Source organism: Marivita sp. (genome assembly GCF_051859345.1).
GTDB lineage: Bacteria > Pseudomonadota > Alphaproteobacteria > Rhodobacterales > Rhodobacteraceae > Marivita.
Window position 1 is genome coordinate 162,094 of the sequence record NZ_JBHYFV010000003.1, and the last position, 16,760, is coordinate 178,853.

Consider the following 16,760-nt stretch of genomic DNA (forward strand, 5'->3'; position numbering starts at 1 on the left):
CGCCGTTGGTCTCGCAAAAGTCGATGGCCGCTTCGATGGCATCGTTGCCCGTCTGCTCGGTCTCTCCGGCAAAACCGCGCACATAGATCACGGTCTCGGTCTTGGGCGGCACAAATGCCGCACCCCCATCTTCGGGCAGGGTATGTCCCTCATCGTTCACCGAGGCGTAGGTCGAGACAACGGGAAGATCGTATTTCCGCGCAAAATCAAGGTCGCGCTGGTCATGTGCCGGGCAGCCGAAAATCGCGCCGGTGCCGTAATCCATCAGGATGAAATTGGCGACATAGACCGGCAATTCCCACGCCGTATCAAACGGATGGCGCACGCGAAGCCCGGTGTCGAAGCCACGCTTCTCGGCCTTCTCCAGCGCCTCTTCCGTGGTCCCGCCCTTGCGGCACTCGGCATTGAACGCGGCCAGATCGGCGTTGTTCTTCTCCAGATGCTTGGCCAGAGGGTGGTCCGGCGAGATGCCGACAAAACTCGCGCCCATCAGGGTATCGGGGCGGGTCGTGTACACTTCGATCCGGTCAAACCCGTCCGGTGCGTCAATCGTCGAAAACGCAAACTGCAATCCGCGCGATTTGCCGATCCAGTTGGCCTGCATCAGCTTGACCTTGGCGGGCCAGTCGTCCAGCCCGTCCAGCGCGTCGAGCAGTTCTTCCGACATGTCCGAGATCTTGAAGAACCACTGCGTCAGCTCTCGCCGTTCGACCTCGGCCCCCGACCGCCAGCCTTTACCGTCGATCACCTGTTCGTTCGCCAGAACGGTCATGTCGACCGGATCCCAGTTTACCACCGCGTTCTTGCGGTAAACCAGACCGGCCTCAAGGAAATCCAGAAACAGCGCCTGTTGCTGGCCGTAATATTCGGGATCACAGGTCGCAAACATGCGCGACCAGTCAAGGCCGAAACCCAGCGGTTTCATCTGGCTGACCATCGTGTCGATATTGGAATAGGTCCAGTCCTTGGGATGCCCACCCGACGCCATCGCGGCGTTTTCGGCTGGCATGCCGAACGCATCAAACCCCATCGGATGCAGTACGTTGTGCCCGGTCGCCAGCTTGTAGCGCGCGATCACGTCGCCCATCGTGTAGTTGCGCACATGGCCGATATGGATGCGCCCCGACGGGTACGGGAACATCTCGAGCACATAATATTTCGGCTTGTCGTCCGACCGCACGGCACGGAACGTTTCACTTTCTTCCCAGACGGCCTGCCATTTGGGTTCGATGGCAGAGGGGTCGTAACGCGACATGGGCATGTCCTTTGGGTGTGCATCTCTTGTTGACGGGGTGATAGGCTGATGCCACCGGATCGTCCAGTCCTGCCCACATCTGCGCCATTGTGATACGGGATTTTTCCCGTCATACCAAAGCGCATGGCAGGCATTAAAGATATTTGGGCTGATGAAACTCCTCCTGATCCACCAGAACTTTCCCGGCCAATTCAAACACCTGGGTCCGGCCCTCGCGGAACGCGGCGACCAGGTTGTGGTTCTTACACCAAAGGTCAAGGAACCAACGAAATGGCGCGGAATCACGATTCTGCCCTATACCGTCAATGGTGGCACGACACCGGGAATCCATCCGTGGCTGACGGATTTCGAAACCAAGATCCTGCGCGGCACCGCCTGCTTTGATGCGGCGCTGGCCCTGCGCGAACGGGGGTATGCGCCGGACGTGATCCTGGCGCATCACGGCTGGGGCGAAAGCCTGTTCCTCAAGGATGTCTGGCCCGACGCGCGACTGGGACTCTATTGCGAACTCTACCACCGCTCGGACAAGCAAACGACTTGTTTTGACCCGGAATTCCCAAGCCCGACTCCGGATCGCGATGCCCTGCGCCTGCGGCTCAAGAACCTGAACAACCGCCTGCACGAAGAGGTGATGGATGCCGGAATCAGCCCGACCTATTTTCAGGCCGGCACCTACCCCGACAGCCATCAAAAGCGCATTACGGTGTGTCACGACGGCGTTGACACACAGCGGGTCGCGCCGAATCCCTCGGCCTCGCTGACACCGCCAAATGGCCGGACCCTGACAAGCGCGGACGAGGTTGTGACCTTTATCAACCGCAACCTAGAACCCTATCGCGGCTATCATGTCTTCATGCGCGCCCTGCCTGATCTGCTGCGCCGCCGTCCAAACGCTCAGGTGGTACTGCTTGGAGGCGATGACACCAGCTACGGGGCCAAGCCTGCCAAAGACACAACCTGGAAACAGACCTTCATCGACGAGGTGCGCCCGCAGATTCCTGACGAAGACTGGGCCCGCGTGCATTTCCTTGGCCGCGTCCCTTACGAAACATTCCTGTCCCTGATCCAGGTCAGCCGTGTGCACATCTATCTGACCTACCCCTTTGTGCTGTCCTGGTCCCTGCTCGAAGCGATGAGCACCCAATGCGCCATCGTCGCATCCGATACCGCCCCCGTACGCGAAGCGATCACCGATGGCCAAACCGGGATTCTCGTGGATTTCTTCGACATCCCCAAACTGGTGGACGAAACCTGTGCCTTGCTCGATGCGCCAGAACGGCGGGATTTTCTGGGCAAGAACGCCCGCCGATTCGCCCGCGAGCACTACGATCTCAAGCGGGTCTGCCTGCCGCGCCAACTCAAATGGGTGGACGATCTCGCAAAGGTGCATCCGCCGAAACACCCACGCGACTGATCCCGCGCCCCAGTTCTGGCCTGCCAAGGGGCTTGCGAACGAAAAGGCACAGCCACACGGGGAAACCTCGGCAAACCGATCAATATCGACCGTTCCTACCGTGCAGGTATTCTCAGAATCGGCTGTCCTGCTGACGCAATTGGCGCGCACGCGTCAGAATCGCATCCTCGACCGCGCGCACCGTGGCTCCGTTTGCAGGACCAGAGCGCGTCATCAGCGCCACGTTCAACGACCGCGCATCCAGCGCCGGGTCATTGACCAGAATCGTTGCCCGGTAGGCCTGTCCACCACCCGGAGGTGTGCCGAATCCCGTGGTGATCACACCTGTGAACGGATCAACCGACTGCACCGGAAGAAAATCCAGTGTCTCAAGCGCTGCATTCCAGATGTACTTGTTGACCGCGCCAACCTGGCCCGCGTCATTGCGATTCCTGAAGAAGTCGAAAAGCGTGGACTGCGGCCGCTGGCGATCCTGATAAATGATGTCATCGGCGATTTCCGAGGCTGGCCGAGTCTCGACCGGTTCCCGGTCACCGCCGCCAAAAAATCCGCATCCCGATACAAACGCACCTATAAGAGCAACGCCAAAACCGGTCCTGAAACGTGTAAGGTCCATATGAGACTGCCCTCGATTGCCTGTTTGCCTTATGCTTTGCATACAAGCCGATCCCAATCACGACAAGCCGAACTTGTTCAGGGACAGTAAGGCTGTGATCTTTCAAGGGGAAACGCCGCAACAAAGCTTGTGGCAAATGAGCATCACAGAAGGCGAAGTTGGGAAAGTGCTTGCGGCTTGGCTTGCAAACTGGCCCCCCCAAAGAGCATAGAGTTTCCAGCTAATCCGGACCATCCGGTTTGGTACGTGCCTTACGAACACATGAGGGAAAAAATGAAAACTCTTCTTCTTGCTTCCACCGCGCTGGTTGCAACTGCTGGCATCGCAGCAGCCGAAGTGTCGATCTCTGGTTACGCCGAAATCGGTGTTATCGGCGGCGACCGCTACGCAACATTCGGCGACGACGATGGTTCCGCAGCTGAATTCCACACAGACATCGACGTCACATTCGCCATGACCGGCGAATCCGACGGTGGCCTGGCATTCGGTGCAACCGTTGATCTCGACGAGAACGGCGCATTCGACGCACGCTCGCAGGGCGGCGAAACATACTTCCTGTCCTATGGCGCAATGCGCTTGGACATGGGCGACACAGACGGCGCACTTGACGCAGTCATGAGAGAGACAAACGTCGCTGCTGCATCCATCGCGGATGACGAAACCGAGCATTCGGGCTTCAACGGCAACTCCGGCCTCGACGGTCTGTTCGGCGGTCAGGTTGCTCGCGCGTCCTACTCCGCAGCTGGTTTCACAGCCGCTCTGTCCGTCAACGTCGACGACGCTGGCAAGATGGACCCGGTTTGGGGCCTCGGCGTTCGCTACGTTGCGACACTTGCTGGTCTCGACCTTGGCGTTGGCCTTGGTTACCAGACTCAGTCCGACACAGCTGACATCATCGGCCTGAGCCTTGACACGAAGTTCGCAAACGGCCTGTCCGCTGCGATCAACTACAGCCAGGCTGACATCGACGGCGGCCCGGACGACGCGACACACATGGGTATCGGCTTCGGCTATACCATGAACGCTCTGTCGGTTGGCGTGAACTACGGTGAGTACTCTGACTGGACACTGGGTTGTGGCGATTGCTCCGGCTACGGTATCGCAGCAACATATGACCTCGGTGGCGGCCTCGCGGCTCACCTCGGTTATGGCGCAAGCGACGACGTCGCAGGCACCGTTGCTGGCGGCCCGGACGAAGACAGCTACTCCTTCGGTCTGTCCATGAGCTTCTAATAGCTCATAACCAGACTTGGTTAAGGAAAGAGCGGGCCTTGCGCCCGCTCTTTTCTTTTGTGCGACACCCAAGTAGCAAAGCCCTCAAAAGAGGCGGACATGAACACTGGCGCAGCACAACAGATCAAAGCCGAATACGACCGCGCCCTTAGGCTGGCGCAAGCAGGCCATCTGACAGACGCAGCGGCGCTGCTCGACGGTTTGGCACTCCGCGCCCCAGCAGCCGCCGAAGTCCCCTACAAACGCGCACAGATTGCCGCGCAACTGGGCGACATCGACACATGGTGCAGCGCCATCGACAAGGCGCAGGCGCTCCGTCCATCGGAACCCGCGATCCTTGCCGAGGCCGTAAAGGCCCACCGAACCGCTGGGCATGACACGCGCGTCCTGGCATTGATGGATGCGCACATCGCCCTGGACCGAACCGCCATCGCACCACAGGCCGACAAGGCGCTTTACCTTCAACAGATCGGCCAGTTCGACGCCTCGGAAAAGCTTTTCCGCAGGTTGCTGAAAAAGCACCCAACCGAATCCGAACTTTACCGCATGTTCGCCGCCACCATCCGCTTTAGACCCAACGATCCCCTCATCGCGGCCATGCGACGTCTGGCAAAACACCCACAGCTTTCTCCACAGGGAAAGATGCACATCAACTACGCACTTGCCAAAGCGATGGAGGACACAAAACAGACGGACAAGGTCTTTCCCCACCTGCGCCGCGCCAATTCTGCACAGGCTGCGATCTGGCCCGACGACCGCGACTCCCGCGACATGGAATGGCACGCAGTGGTCAAGGCGCAATCCGGTCTGGCCCCGCTCGCGGACAGCACCGGAACATCGCCGGGTTTGCTCTTCGTGACCGGTCTCCCCCGCTCCGGAACCACTCTCGTCGAACAGATCATCGCAAGTCACTCACAGGTCCACGCGGGCGGCGAAATGGCCACTGCGCTGCGCAACGCCTATGCCTGTTTCGGCTCTGGTGCGAACATGACGGCGCTTTCCTCACGACCTGCCAAAGACCTGCAAGCCTTCGTGACCCAGCTTGATCAGCGCAACCGCATCCACAGGGATCCGTCCAAACCGTGGCTGACGGACAAATCCATCATGGTGTTCCTGATCTACGGCCTGCTGCACGCCACTCTGTCGAACGCACGCTTCATCGTAGTCCACCGCGATCCCCGCGATATCGCCGTTTCGATCTACAAGAACTATTTCAACGGCGGCACACATCGCTATGCCAATGATCTGGCGACCATTGCCGACACGATCAAGACCTTCCGCCAGATCATCACCCATTGGCGCGACACGCTCCCCGACCGGTTTTCCGAAGTCCGGTACGAGGATCTCGTCTCCGATCCATCCACAGGATCCAGACAGCTGATCGCAGCCGCCGGGCTTGATTGGGAAGACCAGTGCCTCAACTTCCATGAGAACCGCGGCACGGTCAAAACCCTGAGCCTGCATCAGGTCCGCCAACCGATCTACAAAAGCTCTGCCGCCGCATGGCGGCGCTACGAGTCAGAGCTGCAACCTTTCTTGGACGCCTGGGGAGACACACCATGGGACTGACCGACATCACCACCCGCATCGCCAAAGCCGCGAAAGAGGCCGACCGCGACCCGTCCAACATTTCCCTGATCGCCGTCTCCAAGGTGCAGCCGAACGACCGCGTCGAGGCTGTTCTGAAGGAAGGCCATCGTATCTTTGGCGAAAACCGCGTGCAGGAGGCCGCGGGCAAATGGCCGGAATTTCGCGAAAGCTATGACGGGATAGACCTGCATCTGATCGGCCCCCTGCAATCCAACAAGGCCCGCCAGGCGTTCGAGTTGTTCAACGCCATTCATACGCTCGATCGTCAGAAACTGGCCACAACCTTCGCCCGACTTGCACAAGAGATGGGCCACTGCCCGCCGCTTTTCATACAAGTGAACACCGGCGAGGAACCACAGAAGGCCGGGATTTCACCCGCCGACACAGACGCCTTCGTGAAGGAATGCCAATCGCTTGATCTGCCCGTTCACGGCCTGATGTGCATTCCTCCGGTCGATGAAACCCCGTCGCTGCACTTTGCCCTGTTGCGCAAACTGGCCGACCGCAACGGCCTCTCGCAGCTTTCGATGGGGATGAGCGACGATTTCGAACAGGCCATCGCTTTCGGCGCCACCCATATCCGCGTCGGCTCTGCACTCTTCGGTGCGCGGGTTCCCACGTCACCTTGATCAAGAACCCAAAAAAGAAAAAGCCCCGGCAAGAACCGGGGCCTTTCAAACCTGTCGCAGATCAACCGATCAGTGAAGTTTCTGCGCTACCTCGGCAATCGAGTCGTCGATGCTCTTGGCTGCGTCCTTGGCCGTCATCTGCTTGGCAACCACATCGCGCGCCGCTTTGATCGCCACCGCAATCGCACGGTCGCGCACCTCTTTGACGGCACCGGCCTGCGCCGAAGCAATCTGATCCTCAGCCGCAGCCAAACGCCGCGAGATCGACTTTTCAAGATCGGCCCGCGCCTGTTCACCGGCCACAACGGCCTCTTCCTTGGCGTGGGCGATGATGCGATCCGCCTGTTCCTGAACCTCGCGCTGGCGACGCTCGTAAGAGGCAAGCAATGCCTGTGCCTCTTCACGCAGCGCCTTGGCTTCGTCCAGTTCGCTGCGAATTCCGTCAGCGCGCTTGTCCAGCATGCCAAGGATCATCGTCGGCACTTTGAAATACAGCAAAACACCAATAAATACGATGAAACCGATGGTCACCACGAAATCAGTATTTCCCAGCGAAAAGAAGGGACCGGTCGCGGCAAGGGCCGGGCTGGCCATCAGGGTTGCGGCGGCGATGGTCATGATACGTTTCATATCGCTCACCCCTTCATCTGCGCATCAACAGCGGCGTTGATCGCGGCGTCATCCGCCTGACCACCGACCGCGGCGACAATCGCACCCGCCGTGTCTTTGGCCACAGCTTCGACGCTTTCAACAGCCGATGCGCGAATGTCTGAAATCGCCTTTTCGGATTCCGCAGTCTTGGCTGCAATCTCGGCATCCGCCTTGGCGATGGCTTTGTCCAACTGCGCCTGCATCTCGGCCTTGTTCTGGGCAATGATCTTGTGCGCTTCGGTGCGCGCATCCGCCAGAGCCTTGTTATAGGCCTCTTCCGCCTCGACAGCCTTCTGCTTGAGATCTTCCGCAGCCGCGATGTCGTTGGTTATCGTGCCTTGTCGTTCCGCCAGAACCGTCGCAATGCGCGGCAACGCGATGCGGGACAGGACAAAGTAAATCGCGATCAGCGCGATCAGAAGCCAGAAAATCTGGTTCGGCATCCAGTCGGCGCACAGTTGCGGCATCCCGATGGCACTGCCATCCGGACCGACGCAGATGCCTGCGGCCTCAAGATCGATGGGTTCGGTTGCCATGTTGTCCTCCGTCGGAACTTGTCGTTACATCGGGCGGGCCGCGTGATTACGGCACCGCCCGCGCGTAAGGATAAAAGTCCGAAGCTTAGACGGCGAACATCAGCAGCAGCGACACGAGGAACGCGAAGATCCCCAGCGCTTCTGCAAACGCGATACCGATGAAGAGCGTTGCTGTCTGCGATGCAGCAGCCGACGGGTTGCGCAGGGCACCTGCAAGGTAGTTGCCGGCCACGTTGCCCACCCCGATTGCGGCTGCGCCGGAACCGATTGCTGCCAGGCCTGCGCCGATATGTGCGAGATCGCCTTCCATGTGAATTCTCCTTACGATTGGAAGTTGCGGTATGATGTAGGGTGCGTGATCTCACGCACCTTGCGTTAGTGAGACGGGTGCAGCGCGTCCTTGAGGTACACGCAGGTCAGGATCGTGAACACATAGGCCTGAATAAAGCCAACGAGCACTTCCAGTGCATAAATTGCGGTAATGCCGAGGATCGACAAAGGCGCCACAGCGGTGATTGCGGCAAAGCCTGCGAACACTTTCAAAACCGCGTGGCCTGCCATGATGTTGCCGGCAAGACGAATGGAATGGCTGACCGGGCGCACGAAATACGAGATCAGTTCAATGATCGCCAGCACCGGACGCAGCGCCAGCGGCGCGCTCGACACCCAGAACAGGCCAAGGAAACCTGCACCGTTCTTGACAAAGCCCAGTACCGTCACCGCGATGAACACGCCGAAACCCAGAACCGCTGTCACACCGATATGCGACGTTGGCGAGAAAGAGGTCGGGATCAGCGCAAGAAAATTCGAGAACACGATGAACATGAACAGCGTGAAGATATACGGGAAATATTTCACCGCATCCTTGCCGGTCACGTCCTCGACCATCTTGTAGACAAAGCCGTACGCCAGCTCCGCCACCGATTGCGTCCGAGACGGCACCCGTGCGCGCTTGGACGTGCCCAGCACCATCAACGCGACCACACAGGCAACAGCCAGAAGCAGCCACAGCGCCATGTTGGTGAAGGTGAACATGCCCACCGCACCGTCGCCGAAAACCGGCTTGACGATGAACTGATCCATCGGGTGGAACACAAGACCACCTTCGCTGTGACCGTTAGCTTCCGTCGCCATGTCGATCCCTCTCGTACTCTCCGGCCTCTTTGGCCAGTTGTTTGACCTGGAACTCCTTGGCGGTGCGCATCATCACCTTCACCCCCGCCGCAAAGCCCAACAATGTAAACAGCACCATCAAGAAGGGCTGCGTGCCGAAAAGCGCGTCTAGCCCGTATCCGATGCCAAACCCGATCCCAAGACCGGAAACCATCTCGATCACCATGCGCCACCCTTGTTGCGCCTGGCTGTAATGCTCCTCCTGGTGCGGCTTGTCTTCGACCCCCTTGGCCGCCGCGATCCGCGCCTCCAGCTCTTTCAGCCGTTGCTTTGGATCACCTTCAGACACGCGCTCCACCTCTTTGGAACTTTCGCCATGTGCTATGGCGGGATGCACGCCGAGTCAAGGCGCGTTGGCGCGCCGGTGGTTGGCGCTCAAACAATTGATAATGCTGCAGATATTTTTACCAACATCCCGGCCTCAATCCCGTCTTGGCGCCACAGATGGTCGCCATGGACCGTAAGCGTTATTCAACTTAACGGTTGAGTTTTGCGGCACCCCTCGGCTACTGCCCTGTATGGCAATGACCCTCGACACTGTATTTGCAGCACTGGCCGACCCGACGCGCCGTCAGATCCTGACGATGCTGCTGGAAGACGATATGGCTGTCACCGACGTGGCCGACCCTTTCGAGATGTCTCTGGCCGCAATTTCCAAACATCTCGGCATTCTCGCGGCCGCCGGCTTGATCAGTCAAGAAAAACGCGGCCGCGTTAAATGGTGTAAACTGGAGCCGGACGCGCTCCGGGATGCCAGCATCTGGATGCAGGCCTTCGGCCAATTCGAAGCCATCAACCTCGACGCTTTCGAACGATTCCTGCAATCCGAAAACCTGACCTCAGAATCGTGAAGCAAACTCTTGCAAGAGTTTGCCGCGTTCCTTCCAAGGATCGCGCACGCCTCTCTTCATCGGCGCGCACCTCGTCCAACGTTATGTCCCGTTTCTTCCGGAACGGTGGCACGTCTACGCCGCAAGCCCCCGTCCCTTGAGCAACGCCTCGACCCCTGGCATACGCCCCCGAAACTTTTGATACAGCACATCCGCTTCCTCGGACCCGCCTGCCGACAGGATGAACCGTTCCAGCTTTTGCGCCATCGCCGGATCAAACGCGCCATCCGCCTCTTCGAAGGCCTCGAACGCATCCGCGTCCATCACTTCGGACCACATATAGCTGTAGTAGCCCGACGAATACCCGTCCCCGGTGAAGACATGCGCGAAATGCGGCGTCGCGTGGCGCATCACAATCGACTCCGGCATGCCTAGATCGGCCAGAACACGCGCTTGCTCTGCCATCGGATCGGCGGGCGGTGCGCCCTCATGGAACGTCAGATCCACCAGCGCGGAGGCCACATATTCCACCGTCTGGAACCCCATGTCATAAGTCGCTGCCGCCAGCACCTTGTCCAGCATCTCTTGCGGCATGGACTCACCCGTATCGGCATGTGTCGCGAATTCCTGCAAAACGGCCGGCACCTCAAGCCAATGTTCATAAAGCTGGCTTGGCAATTCCACGAAATCCCGCGCCACAGACGTGCCCGAGATCATGTCATAGGCCACATCCGACAACATTTGATGGAGCGCGTGGCCAAATTCATGGAACAGCGTCCGTGCATCGTCATATGACAGCAGCGCCGGATCCCCCTTGGCGAAGTTGCACACATTTACCACGACAGGCGCCTGCACATCCGGGAATTTCCGCTGTGTGCGCATGGCCGAACACCACGCACCCGACCGTTTCGATGCCCGCGCAAAGTAATCGCCGATAAACACCGCCACATGTTTGCCGTTCCGCGTCACCTCCCACGCCCGCGCATCCTTGTGGTAGAGAGGCACATCCAGCGCCCGGAACTCCAGCCCGAACAACCGCGACGCACAGGAAAACGCGGCTTCGATCATCCGGTCCAATTGCAGGTACGGCTTCAACTCGGCCTCGTTCAGTGCAAATTCCTCGCGCCGTCGCGCCTCGGAGTAGTAACGCCAATCCCACGCCTGCAACGGGCCATTCACACCATCCGCCACCATCCTTTCTTCCAAGAGCGCCGCGTCCGCCTCGGCCTGCGCTTTTGCAGGATGCCATACGTCCATTAACAACCCCCGAACCGCATCCGGCGTTTTTGCCATCTCGGTCTCAAGCTTGTAGGACGCGAAATCGTCATAGCCCAGCAACTGCGCCCGCTCCTGACGCAACACGAGGATCTCTGCAGCCACATTCCGGTTGTCGGTCGTGCCACCATTCTCGCCACGCGCGACCCAGGCCCGCCATGCCTCTTCGCGCAAGCTGCGGTTTGGACAGAACTGCAAAAACGGCACGATCACGGACCGCGACAACGTGAGCAGCGGCCCATCTGCGCCCCGCTCCTCTCCTGCCGCCCGCACCGCATCCACCACGAACTGCGGCATGCCTTCCAATTCGGCTTCGCTCAACGCGCGCTGCCAGTCCCGCTCATCGGCCAGCAAATTCTGCCCGAATGTTGTACCAAGCGTCGCCAAACGCCCCTTGATCTCTTTCATCCGCGCTGCCGCATCGCCTTCAAGCGCGGCCCCCGCCCGCACAAACCCGCGATGGGTCAGCATCAACACCCGCGCCTGCTCTGGTGTCAGATCCAACGACTCCCGCGCCTGCCAAACCGCCTCAACCCGAGCAAACAACGCGCGGTTACCGTAAATCGCGGCAGAATGCGCGGCCAGTTTGGGGGAAAACTCCCGCATGATCTCTTCGCGCTTTTCGGTGCTGTCCGATCCGGCAAGGTTGTAAAACACCCCCAACACCCGATCCAGAACCGCACCCGTCCGCATCAATCCTTCGATCGTGTTCTCGAAGGTTGCGGCCTCCGGCGCGTTGGCAACCGCCTCGACCTCCGCCAATCCTTCGGCCATCCCTGTTTCGATCGCCGGCGCAAAATGCGCATCCTCGATCAGGTCAAATGGCGGCAACCCAAACGGTGTGTTCCAGGTCTCAAGCAATGGATTGGTCATCGAACTCTCCTTATTCCAACTCAACAGCTAGGCGTCCGGCATGGCGAACACCAGTCCTCAGGGACGATTGCGCAACCGCACTTCAAGACGTCTTAACAGGATCGACAGGCCAATGGTCATCGTGAGATACACGAGCGCCACCACGTTATAGGTCTCGAAATATCTGAAATTCCCTGCCGCCGTGACCTTTCCAAGCTGCGTGACATCCAGCACGCCCAACACTGAAACCAAAGACGAATCCTTGATCATCGCGACAAAATCATTCCCCAAAGGCGGCAAGATCGTGCGGATGGCCTGTGGAAACACGATGAACCGAAACCGGTGCCACCGGCTCAGGCCCAGCGCGTTTGCAGCCTCGATCTGACCCGGATCTACCGATTGCAAACCGGCGCGGAACACCTCTGCGATAAACGCCGAGTACCCGATCATCAACGCGATGATAGCCCGCCACAAGAGTGAAAACTCGCGCGTGCGGATGGGATCAAACCCCAATGGTTCCAAAACAAGGTTCCGAAACGCGACCAAGCCAGGTGCAAGCACAAAGGCCACATATAGCAGCAACACGATGATCGGTATGCCACGCACGATCTCGGTATAGAACCGCGCCACCTGCCGCAGCACCAGCGATCCGGACAACGACATCAGCGCGATCCCAAGCCCCAATGCCGAGGCGAGAGCGAATCCAACAAGCGTGACAAACACCGTCACCTGAACCCCGCGCAACAGCGTGGCCAGGATCTGCGCGTGCAGCTCGCTGATGACGATCTGCCAATACCCCCAAAGGCCAAGGCCGGCCACAGCCACCAGCCAATAGGGGAAATCGCTATCCGGTCTTGACGGCGGCATCATGCGCCAAGTCGCGCCGGTCTACCCGCCAATCTTGAAGTCTAGAAACCAGGTCTTGTTCAGCGCATCCAGGGTGCCATCCGCCTTCATATCCGCAATCGCGGCATTGATCGGCGCGACAAGCTCTGACTCTTTTGGAAAGATGAAACCGAAATCCTCGGTCCCCAGTTTTTCACCCACGATCTTGAGCCCACCGTCGGACGCTTCGACATACCCAGCACCCGCCGTGCCGTCTGTCAACACAAGGTCGACATCACCCGTGCGCAACGCCTGCACACCCGCGCCAAAGGTCTCGAACAGTTTAATGCGCGGGTTCGCCTCGTCCCCGTCCAGAACATCATACACACCCACATAAAACGGCGTGGTGCCCGGTTGCGCGGCCATCAACAGGTCCGCATCTGCCGCAAATCCTGCCGCGTCACTGAACCGGTCTTCGTCGCCCCGCACCAGCATCACCATTTCCGAGGTCATGTAGCTGTCCGAGAAATCCACCTTCTCGGCCCGATCTTCGCGAATTGTGATCCCGGTCATTCCCATGTCGAACTGGCCTTCGCTGACTGCCGCAATCATCGCGTCCCACGAGATATTTTCATAGACAACGGTGATGTTCAGCCGTTCCGCAATCTCGGCCAGGGCATCATATTCCCAGCCAACCGCATCCCCGCTCGCCGGATCGACGAATTGCAGCGGTGGATAGGCGTTCTCTGTAACAACCACCACTTCGCGCCCGTCAAGATCGGGCAGATGCCCCCCGGCCAGCGCCGAACTTGCCGCAAACATCATCGCGCACAGCGCACCGAACATCCGTTTCATATCACCGACTCCCCATCAGGTTTTCGTCAAAGTATGGCCCATGTGCGCCACAGGGCAAGCCCGCCCGACGCGATGCCCCTGCCAGGACACGAATTTACCGTTGATCCAACCTCACTCACTGCCGCTTTCCTGTGCGCCGCTTACTCAATCCCGAAACGCCATCCCGAACATAACAAGAACAAAACCACTCTGGCACGCAATTCCTACGATTTCGTAAATGCTAGCTCTGACGCTCGCCACATATCGGGCATTCTTCACGCCGTTTCAGCGCGATCTTGCGTGTCTCACCCCAAAGCGCATCATAAATCAGCATCTCGCCGCGCAGCGCCTGGCCCGCGCCGGTGATCACCTTGATCGCCTCAACCGCCATCATCGACCCGATCACCCCCGGCAGCGGCCCAATCACCCCTGCCTCGGCGCAGGACGGGGCCAACCCGGCCGCCGGGGCTTCGGGAAAGATACACTGATAACACGGTGTGCCAGAGCCCGTGTCAAAGACCGAAATCTGCCCTTCCCATTGCGACAAGGCACCGGAAATCAACGGTTTTCCCGCCTCAACTGCAACCCGATTGGCAAGATAGCGTGACTCGAAATTATCCGTTCCGTCGAGGAGCAGATCATACTCGCCAACCAGATCCGCCGCGACCGCCTCGGTCAGCCGCCGATGATAGGGCCGCACCTCCACATAGGGATTTTGCGCCATCATCGCGGCCTGCGCGGAAAACACCTTGGGCATGCCGATGTCCTGATCGCGGTGGATCACCTGCCGCTGAAGATTGGCATTCTCGACCACGTCATCATCCATGACACCGATGGTCCCCACTCCTGCCGCCGCCAGGTATTGTAGCGCAGGCGCGCCAAGACCGCCGGCCCCGATCACCAGAACCTTGGCATCGCGCAGCGCTTTTTGACCCGGCCCGCCAATCTCGCGCAGCACGATATGGCGGGCGTAACGCTCCAACTCGCTTGCGGAAAAATTGTCGCCACGCGTGACAGGCGGCGCATTCGCCCCCTCCTTCACCAAGGCGCGGTCCTTCAACCCCTTGATCACGCGGCCATAAAGCACCGCCACCGCCGCAAACACCCCGATCAGAATCCAAAGCGCCGCACTCTCGCCGGTCGCCATGCGCAGCGGATGCCCAAGGGGCAGGGCAATCTGAACAAACAGAACCCCGATATACAGCAGCCCGATCATGTAAAGGCGCGCCCGCGCGGGCATTTTCATCAGTGCCCCAATGCCCCAAAGCGCAGCCGCCATGGCAAAGACAGTGATCATGAAGACACCCCGGTCGATCCAAAGCCGCCTTGGCCACGAGATGTGGCGTCCAGTGCGTCCACTTCTGAAAACGCCGCGCGCATCACCGGGGCCACCACCATCTGCGCAATTCGGTCTCCGTGGGCGATCTCGAAGGCCACATGACCCGCATTCATCACGATCACCCCAAGCGGCCCGCGATAATCGCTGTCGATGGTGCCCGGCGCATTGGGCAAGGTGATCCCGTGCTTCAGGGCCAGCCCCGAGCGTGGCCTGATCTGTATCTCGAACCCCTCTGGTATCGCCAGCCGCAGCCCCGTCGGCACCAAAGCCCGCGCCCCCGGCTGCAAGACAAGTGACCCGCGATCACCTAGATTCGCGCGCAAATCGGCTCCGGCCGCGCCCGCACTGGCATAGACAGGCAGACCCAATGACCGATCCGCACCATCGTCCCACGTCAGTTCAATCGTGACCACGCCTCGCCCTTCTTCTTTTCTCAAATATGCAAAATGGCACAAGCGTGCCGTCAGACCAGCACTTCGGAAATCCGCGCTGCCAATTGTCGCGCCACCGCGTCCTTGCCCATGCGAGGCCAGACCTCCGCACCCGCTTCGGAAATCAGCGTGACCGCGTTTTCAGACCCACCCATGATCCCTGTCGCGGGGGATACATCATTGGCCACGATCCAGTCACAGGCCTTGCGTTTTCGCTTGGCCGTTGCGTTCTCAAGCACATCATCGGTCTCGGCGGCGAATCCGACAACCAAATCGGGACGCCCGTCGATCAATTGCGACACCTCGGCCAGAATGTCGGGGTTTTCCGCGAACTCCAAAGTCGGCAAGGCCCCAGCTTTCTTCTTGATCTTGCTCTGCGATGCACCAACCACCCGCCAATCAGCCACAGCAGCAGCAAAGACAGCCGCGTCAGTTGGCAGTGCCGCCAACACCGCCGCCCGCATCTCGACCGCCGTTTCAACCTGGACAAGCTCGACCCCATGGGGCGGCGCTGCGTCGGCAGGTCCGGTGACGAAGACCACCTCGGCTCCAAGCGAAACCAGCGCCGCGGCAATCGCCGTACCCTGCGCCCCGGAGGACCGGTTCGCAATATAGCGCACCGGATCAATCGGTTCATGAGTGGGTCCCGACGTCACGACAATCCGCTTGCCCTTCAATGGCTTGTCGCCCAGCGCAGCGATCACCTCATCGACAATCTCCAATGGTTCAGCCATCCGACCGGGACCAAATTCACCACAGGCCATGTCCCCGTCATTCGGCCCGACCACCGCAACGTCGTCCCCGCGCAGCATAGCCAGGTTCCGCTGGGTTGCGGCATGCTCCCACATCCGCACATTCATCGCAGGGGCAATCATGACCGGCGTATCCGTGGCCAGCAGCAACGTTGTCGCCAGATCACTCGCCAGCCCTTGCGCCATCTTCGCCATGAGGTCCGCCGTCGCCGGCGCCACCAGCACGAGGTCCGCCACGCGGGACAGCTGGATATGCCCCATCTCGGCCTCGTCCGTCAGATCAAAGATGTCGGAATAAACCTTTTCCCCGGCCAACGCCGACACCGACAACGGCGTCACAAACTCCGATGCCGCTTGCGTCATCACTGGTGTCACCTTCGCTCCGCGTTCGCGCAGACGCCGGATCAGGTCAAGGCATTTATACGCCGCGATCCCGCCGCCGATGATCAGAAGAATTCGTTTGCCGCTCAACATAAGGCACAGTCCTGACAGGGTTCCGCACCTTTGTTACGGGGCCGCCGTGCA

18 protein-coding genes are annotated in these 16,760 nt (G+C 59.7%); 5 read left to right on the top strand and 13 right to left on the bottom strand.

Features of this window, described 5'->3' with window-relative positions; all coding sequences use genetic code 11:
- Positions 1–1,255: class I tRNA ligase family protein (locus tag ACTIEN_RS03635; protein WP_439521745.1), on the bottom strand; the 1,255-nt coding region annotated here is incomplete at its 3' end.
- A 151-nt stretch (positions 1,256–1,406) separates the two neighbouring features.
- Here ACTIEN_RS03635 and ACTIEN_RS03640 point away from each other — a divergent pair.
- Positions 1,407–2,669 (top strand): glycosyltransferase, encoded by a 1,263-nt coding sequence (locus tag ACTIEN_RS03640; RefSeq protein WP_439521746.1) that lies wholly within the window; start codon positions 1,407–1,409, stop codon positions 2,667–2,669.
- 112 nt (positions 2,670–2,781) lie between these two features.
- On the opposite strand, the gene ACTIEN_RS03645 is transcribed toward ACTIEN_RS03640, so the two are convergent.
- The gene (locus ACTIEN_RS03645; protein WP_439521747.1) at positions 2,782–3,285 is read right to left on the bottom strand and encodes a DUF3576 domain-containing protein; all 504 of its coding nucleotides are present in this window, start codon (positions 3,283–3,285) and stop codon (positions 2,782–2,784) included.
- Between the two features lie 273 nt (positions 3,286–3,558).
- On the opposite strand from ACTIEN_RS03645, the gene ACTIEN_RS03650 reads away from it, so the two are divergent.
- The 3 genes from ACTIEN_RS03650 to ACTIEN_RS03660 all read left to right on the top strand — a co-directional run bounded on the left by ACTIEN_RS03650 (position 3,559) and on the right by ACTIEN_RS03660 (position 6,737).
- A complete protein-coding gene (locus ACTIEN_RS03650) occupies positions 3,559–4,518 on the top strand; it encodes a porin (protein WP_439521748.1) in 960 nt (319 codons plus the stop codon).
- Between the two features lie 99 nt (positions 4,519–4,617).
- The gene (locus ACTIEN_RS03655; protein ID WP_439521749.1) at positions 4,618–6,087 is read left to right on the top strand and encodes a tetratricopeptide repeat-containing sulfotransferase family protein; all 1,470 of its coding nucleotides are present in this window, start codon (positions 4,618–4,620) and stop codon (positions 6,085–6,087) included.
- Entirely contained in the window at positions 6,078–6,737 is a 660-nt protein-coding gene (locus ACTIEN_RS03660) for a YggS family pyridoxal phosphate-dependent enzyme (RefSeq protein ID WP_439521750.1), read from the top strand. The genes ACTIEN_RS03655 and ACTIEN_RS03660 overlap by 10 nt, the downstream gene beginning before the upstream one ends.
- Positions 6,738–6,806: 69 nt before the next feature.
- Here the strand turns inward: ACTIEN_RS03660 and ACTIEN_RS03665 are convergent, their stop codons facing one another.
- The 5 genes from ACTIEN_RS03665 to ACTIEN_RS03685 all read right to left on the bottom strand — a co-directional run bounded on the left by ACTIEN_RS03665 (position 6,807) and on the right by ACTIEN_RS03685 (position 9,386).
- The gene (locus ACTIEN_RS03665) at positions 6,807–7,367 is read right to left on the bottom strand and encodes a F0F1 ATP synthase subunit B (protein WP_439521751.1); all 561 of its coding nucleotides are present in this window, start codon (positions 7,365–7,367) and stop codon (positions 6,807–6,809) included.
- A 5-nt stretch (positions 7,368–7,372) separates the two neighbouring features.
- Positions 7,373–7,924 carry a F0F1 ATP synthase subunit B' gene (locus ACTIEN_RS03670; RefSeq protein ID WP_439521752.1) on the bottom strand — a complete coding sequence of 184 codons (552 nt, stop codon included), beginning with the start codon at positions 7,922–7,924 and terminating at the stop codon, positions 7,373–7,375.
- An 85-nt stretch (positions 7,925–8,009) separates the two neighbouring features.
- Positions 8,010–8,234: a F0F1 ATP synthase subunit C gene (locus tag ACTIEN_RS03675; protein ID WP_072775827.1), complete on the bottom strand. Its 225-nt coding sequence runs from the start codon at positions 8,232–8,234 to the stop codon at positions 8,010–8,012.
- 65 nt (positions 8,235–8,299) lie between these two features.
- The gene (locus tag ACTIEN_RS03680; protein ID WP_439521753.1) at positions 8,300–9,058 is read right to left on the bottom strand and encodes a F0F1 ATP synthase subunit A; all 759 of its coding nucleotides are present in this window, start codon (positions 9,056–9,058) and stop codon (positions 8,300–8,302) included.
- Complete coding sequence (locus ACTIEN_RS03685) at positions 9,042–9,386, bottom strand: AtpZ/AtpI family protein (RefSeq protein ID WP_439521754.1); 345 nt, start codon at positions 9,384–9,386, stop codon at positions 9,042–9,044. Before ACTIEN_RS03685 ends, ACTIEN_RS03680 begins: the two co-directional genes overlap by 17 nt.
- A gap of 229 nt (positions 9,387–9,615) precedes the next feature.
- Between ACTIEN_RS03685 and ACTIEN_RS03690 the strand changes: the two genes are divergently transcribed.
- A complete protein-coding gene (locus ACTIEN_RS03690; RefSeq protein ID WP_439521755.1) occupies positions 9,616–9,948 on the top strand; it encodes an ArsR/SmtB family transcription factor in 333 nt (110 codons plus the stop codon).
- Positions 9,949–10,062: 114 nt separating this feature from the next.
- On the opposite strand, the gene ACTIEN_RS03695 is transcribed toward ACTIEN_RS03690, so the two are convergent.
- The 6 genes from ACTIEN_RS03695 to coaBC form a co-directional block, all read right to left on the bottom strand.
- Complete coding sequence (locus ACTIEN_RS03695) at positions 10,063–12,075, bottom strand: M3 family metallopeptidase (RefSeq protein ID WP_439521756.1); 2,013 nt, start codon at positions 12,073–12,075, stop codon at positions 10,063–10,065.
- Positions 12,076–12,132: 57 nt separating this feature from the next.
- On the bottom strand, positions 12,133–12,921 hold the full coding sequence (locus tag ACTIEN_RS03700) for an amino acid ABC transporter permease (RefSeq protein ID WP_439521821.1): 789 nt from the start codon (positions 12,919–12,921) through the stop codon (positions 12,133–12,135).
- A 21-nt stretch (positions 12,922–12,942) separates the two neighbouring features.
- The gene (locus tag ACTIEN_RS03705) at positions 12,943–13,734 is read right to left on the bottom strand and encodes a transporter substrate-binding domain-containing protein (protein ID WP_439521757.1); all 792 of its coding nucleotides are present in this window, start codon (positions 13,732–13,734) and stop codon (positions 12,943–12,945) included.
- Between the two features lie 220 nt (positions 13,735–13,954).
- Positions 13,955–15,010: a HesA/MoeB/ThiF family protein gene (locus ACTIEN_RS03710; protein ID WP_439521758.1), complete on the bottom strand. Its 1,056-nt coding sequence runs from the start codon at positions 15,008–15,010 to the stop codon at positions 13,955–13,957.
- A complete protein-coding gene (dut, locus tag ACTIEN_RS03715; protein WP_439521759.1) occupies positions 15,007–15,465 on the bottom strand; it encodes a dUTP diphosphatase in 459 nt (152 codons plus the stop codon). Before dut ends, ACTIEN_RS03710 begins: the two co-directional genes overlap by 4 nt.
- A 50-nt stretch (positions 15,466–15,515) precedes the next feature.
- A complete protein-coding gene (gene coaBC / locus ACTIEN_RS03720) occupies positions 15,516–16,709 on the bottom strand; it encodes a bifunctional phosphopantothenoylcysteine decarboxylase/phosphopantothenate--cysteine ligase CoaBC (protein ID WP_439521760.1) in 1,194 nt (397 codons plus the stop codon).
- Between the last annotated feature and the right edge of the window lie 51 nt (positions 16,710–16,760).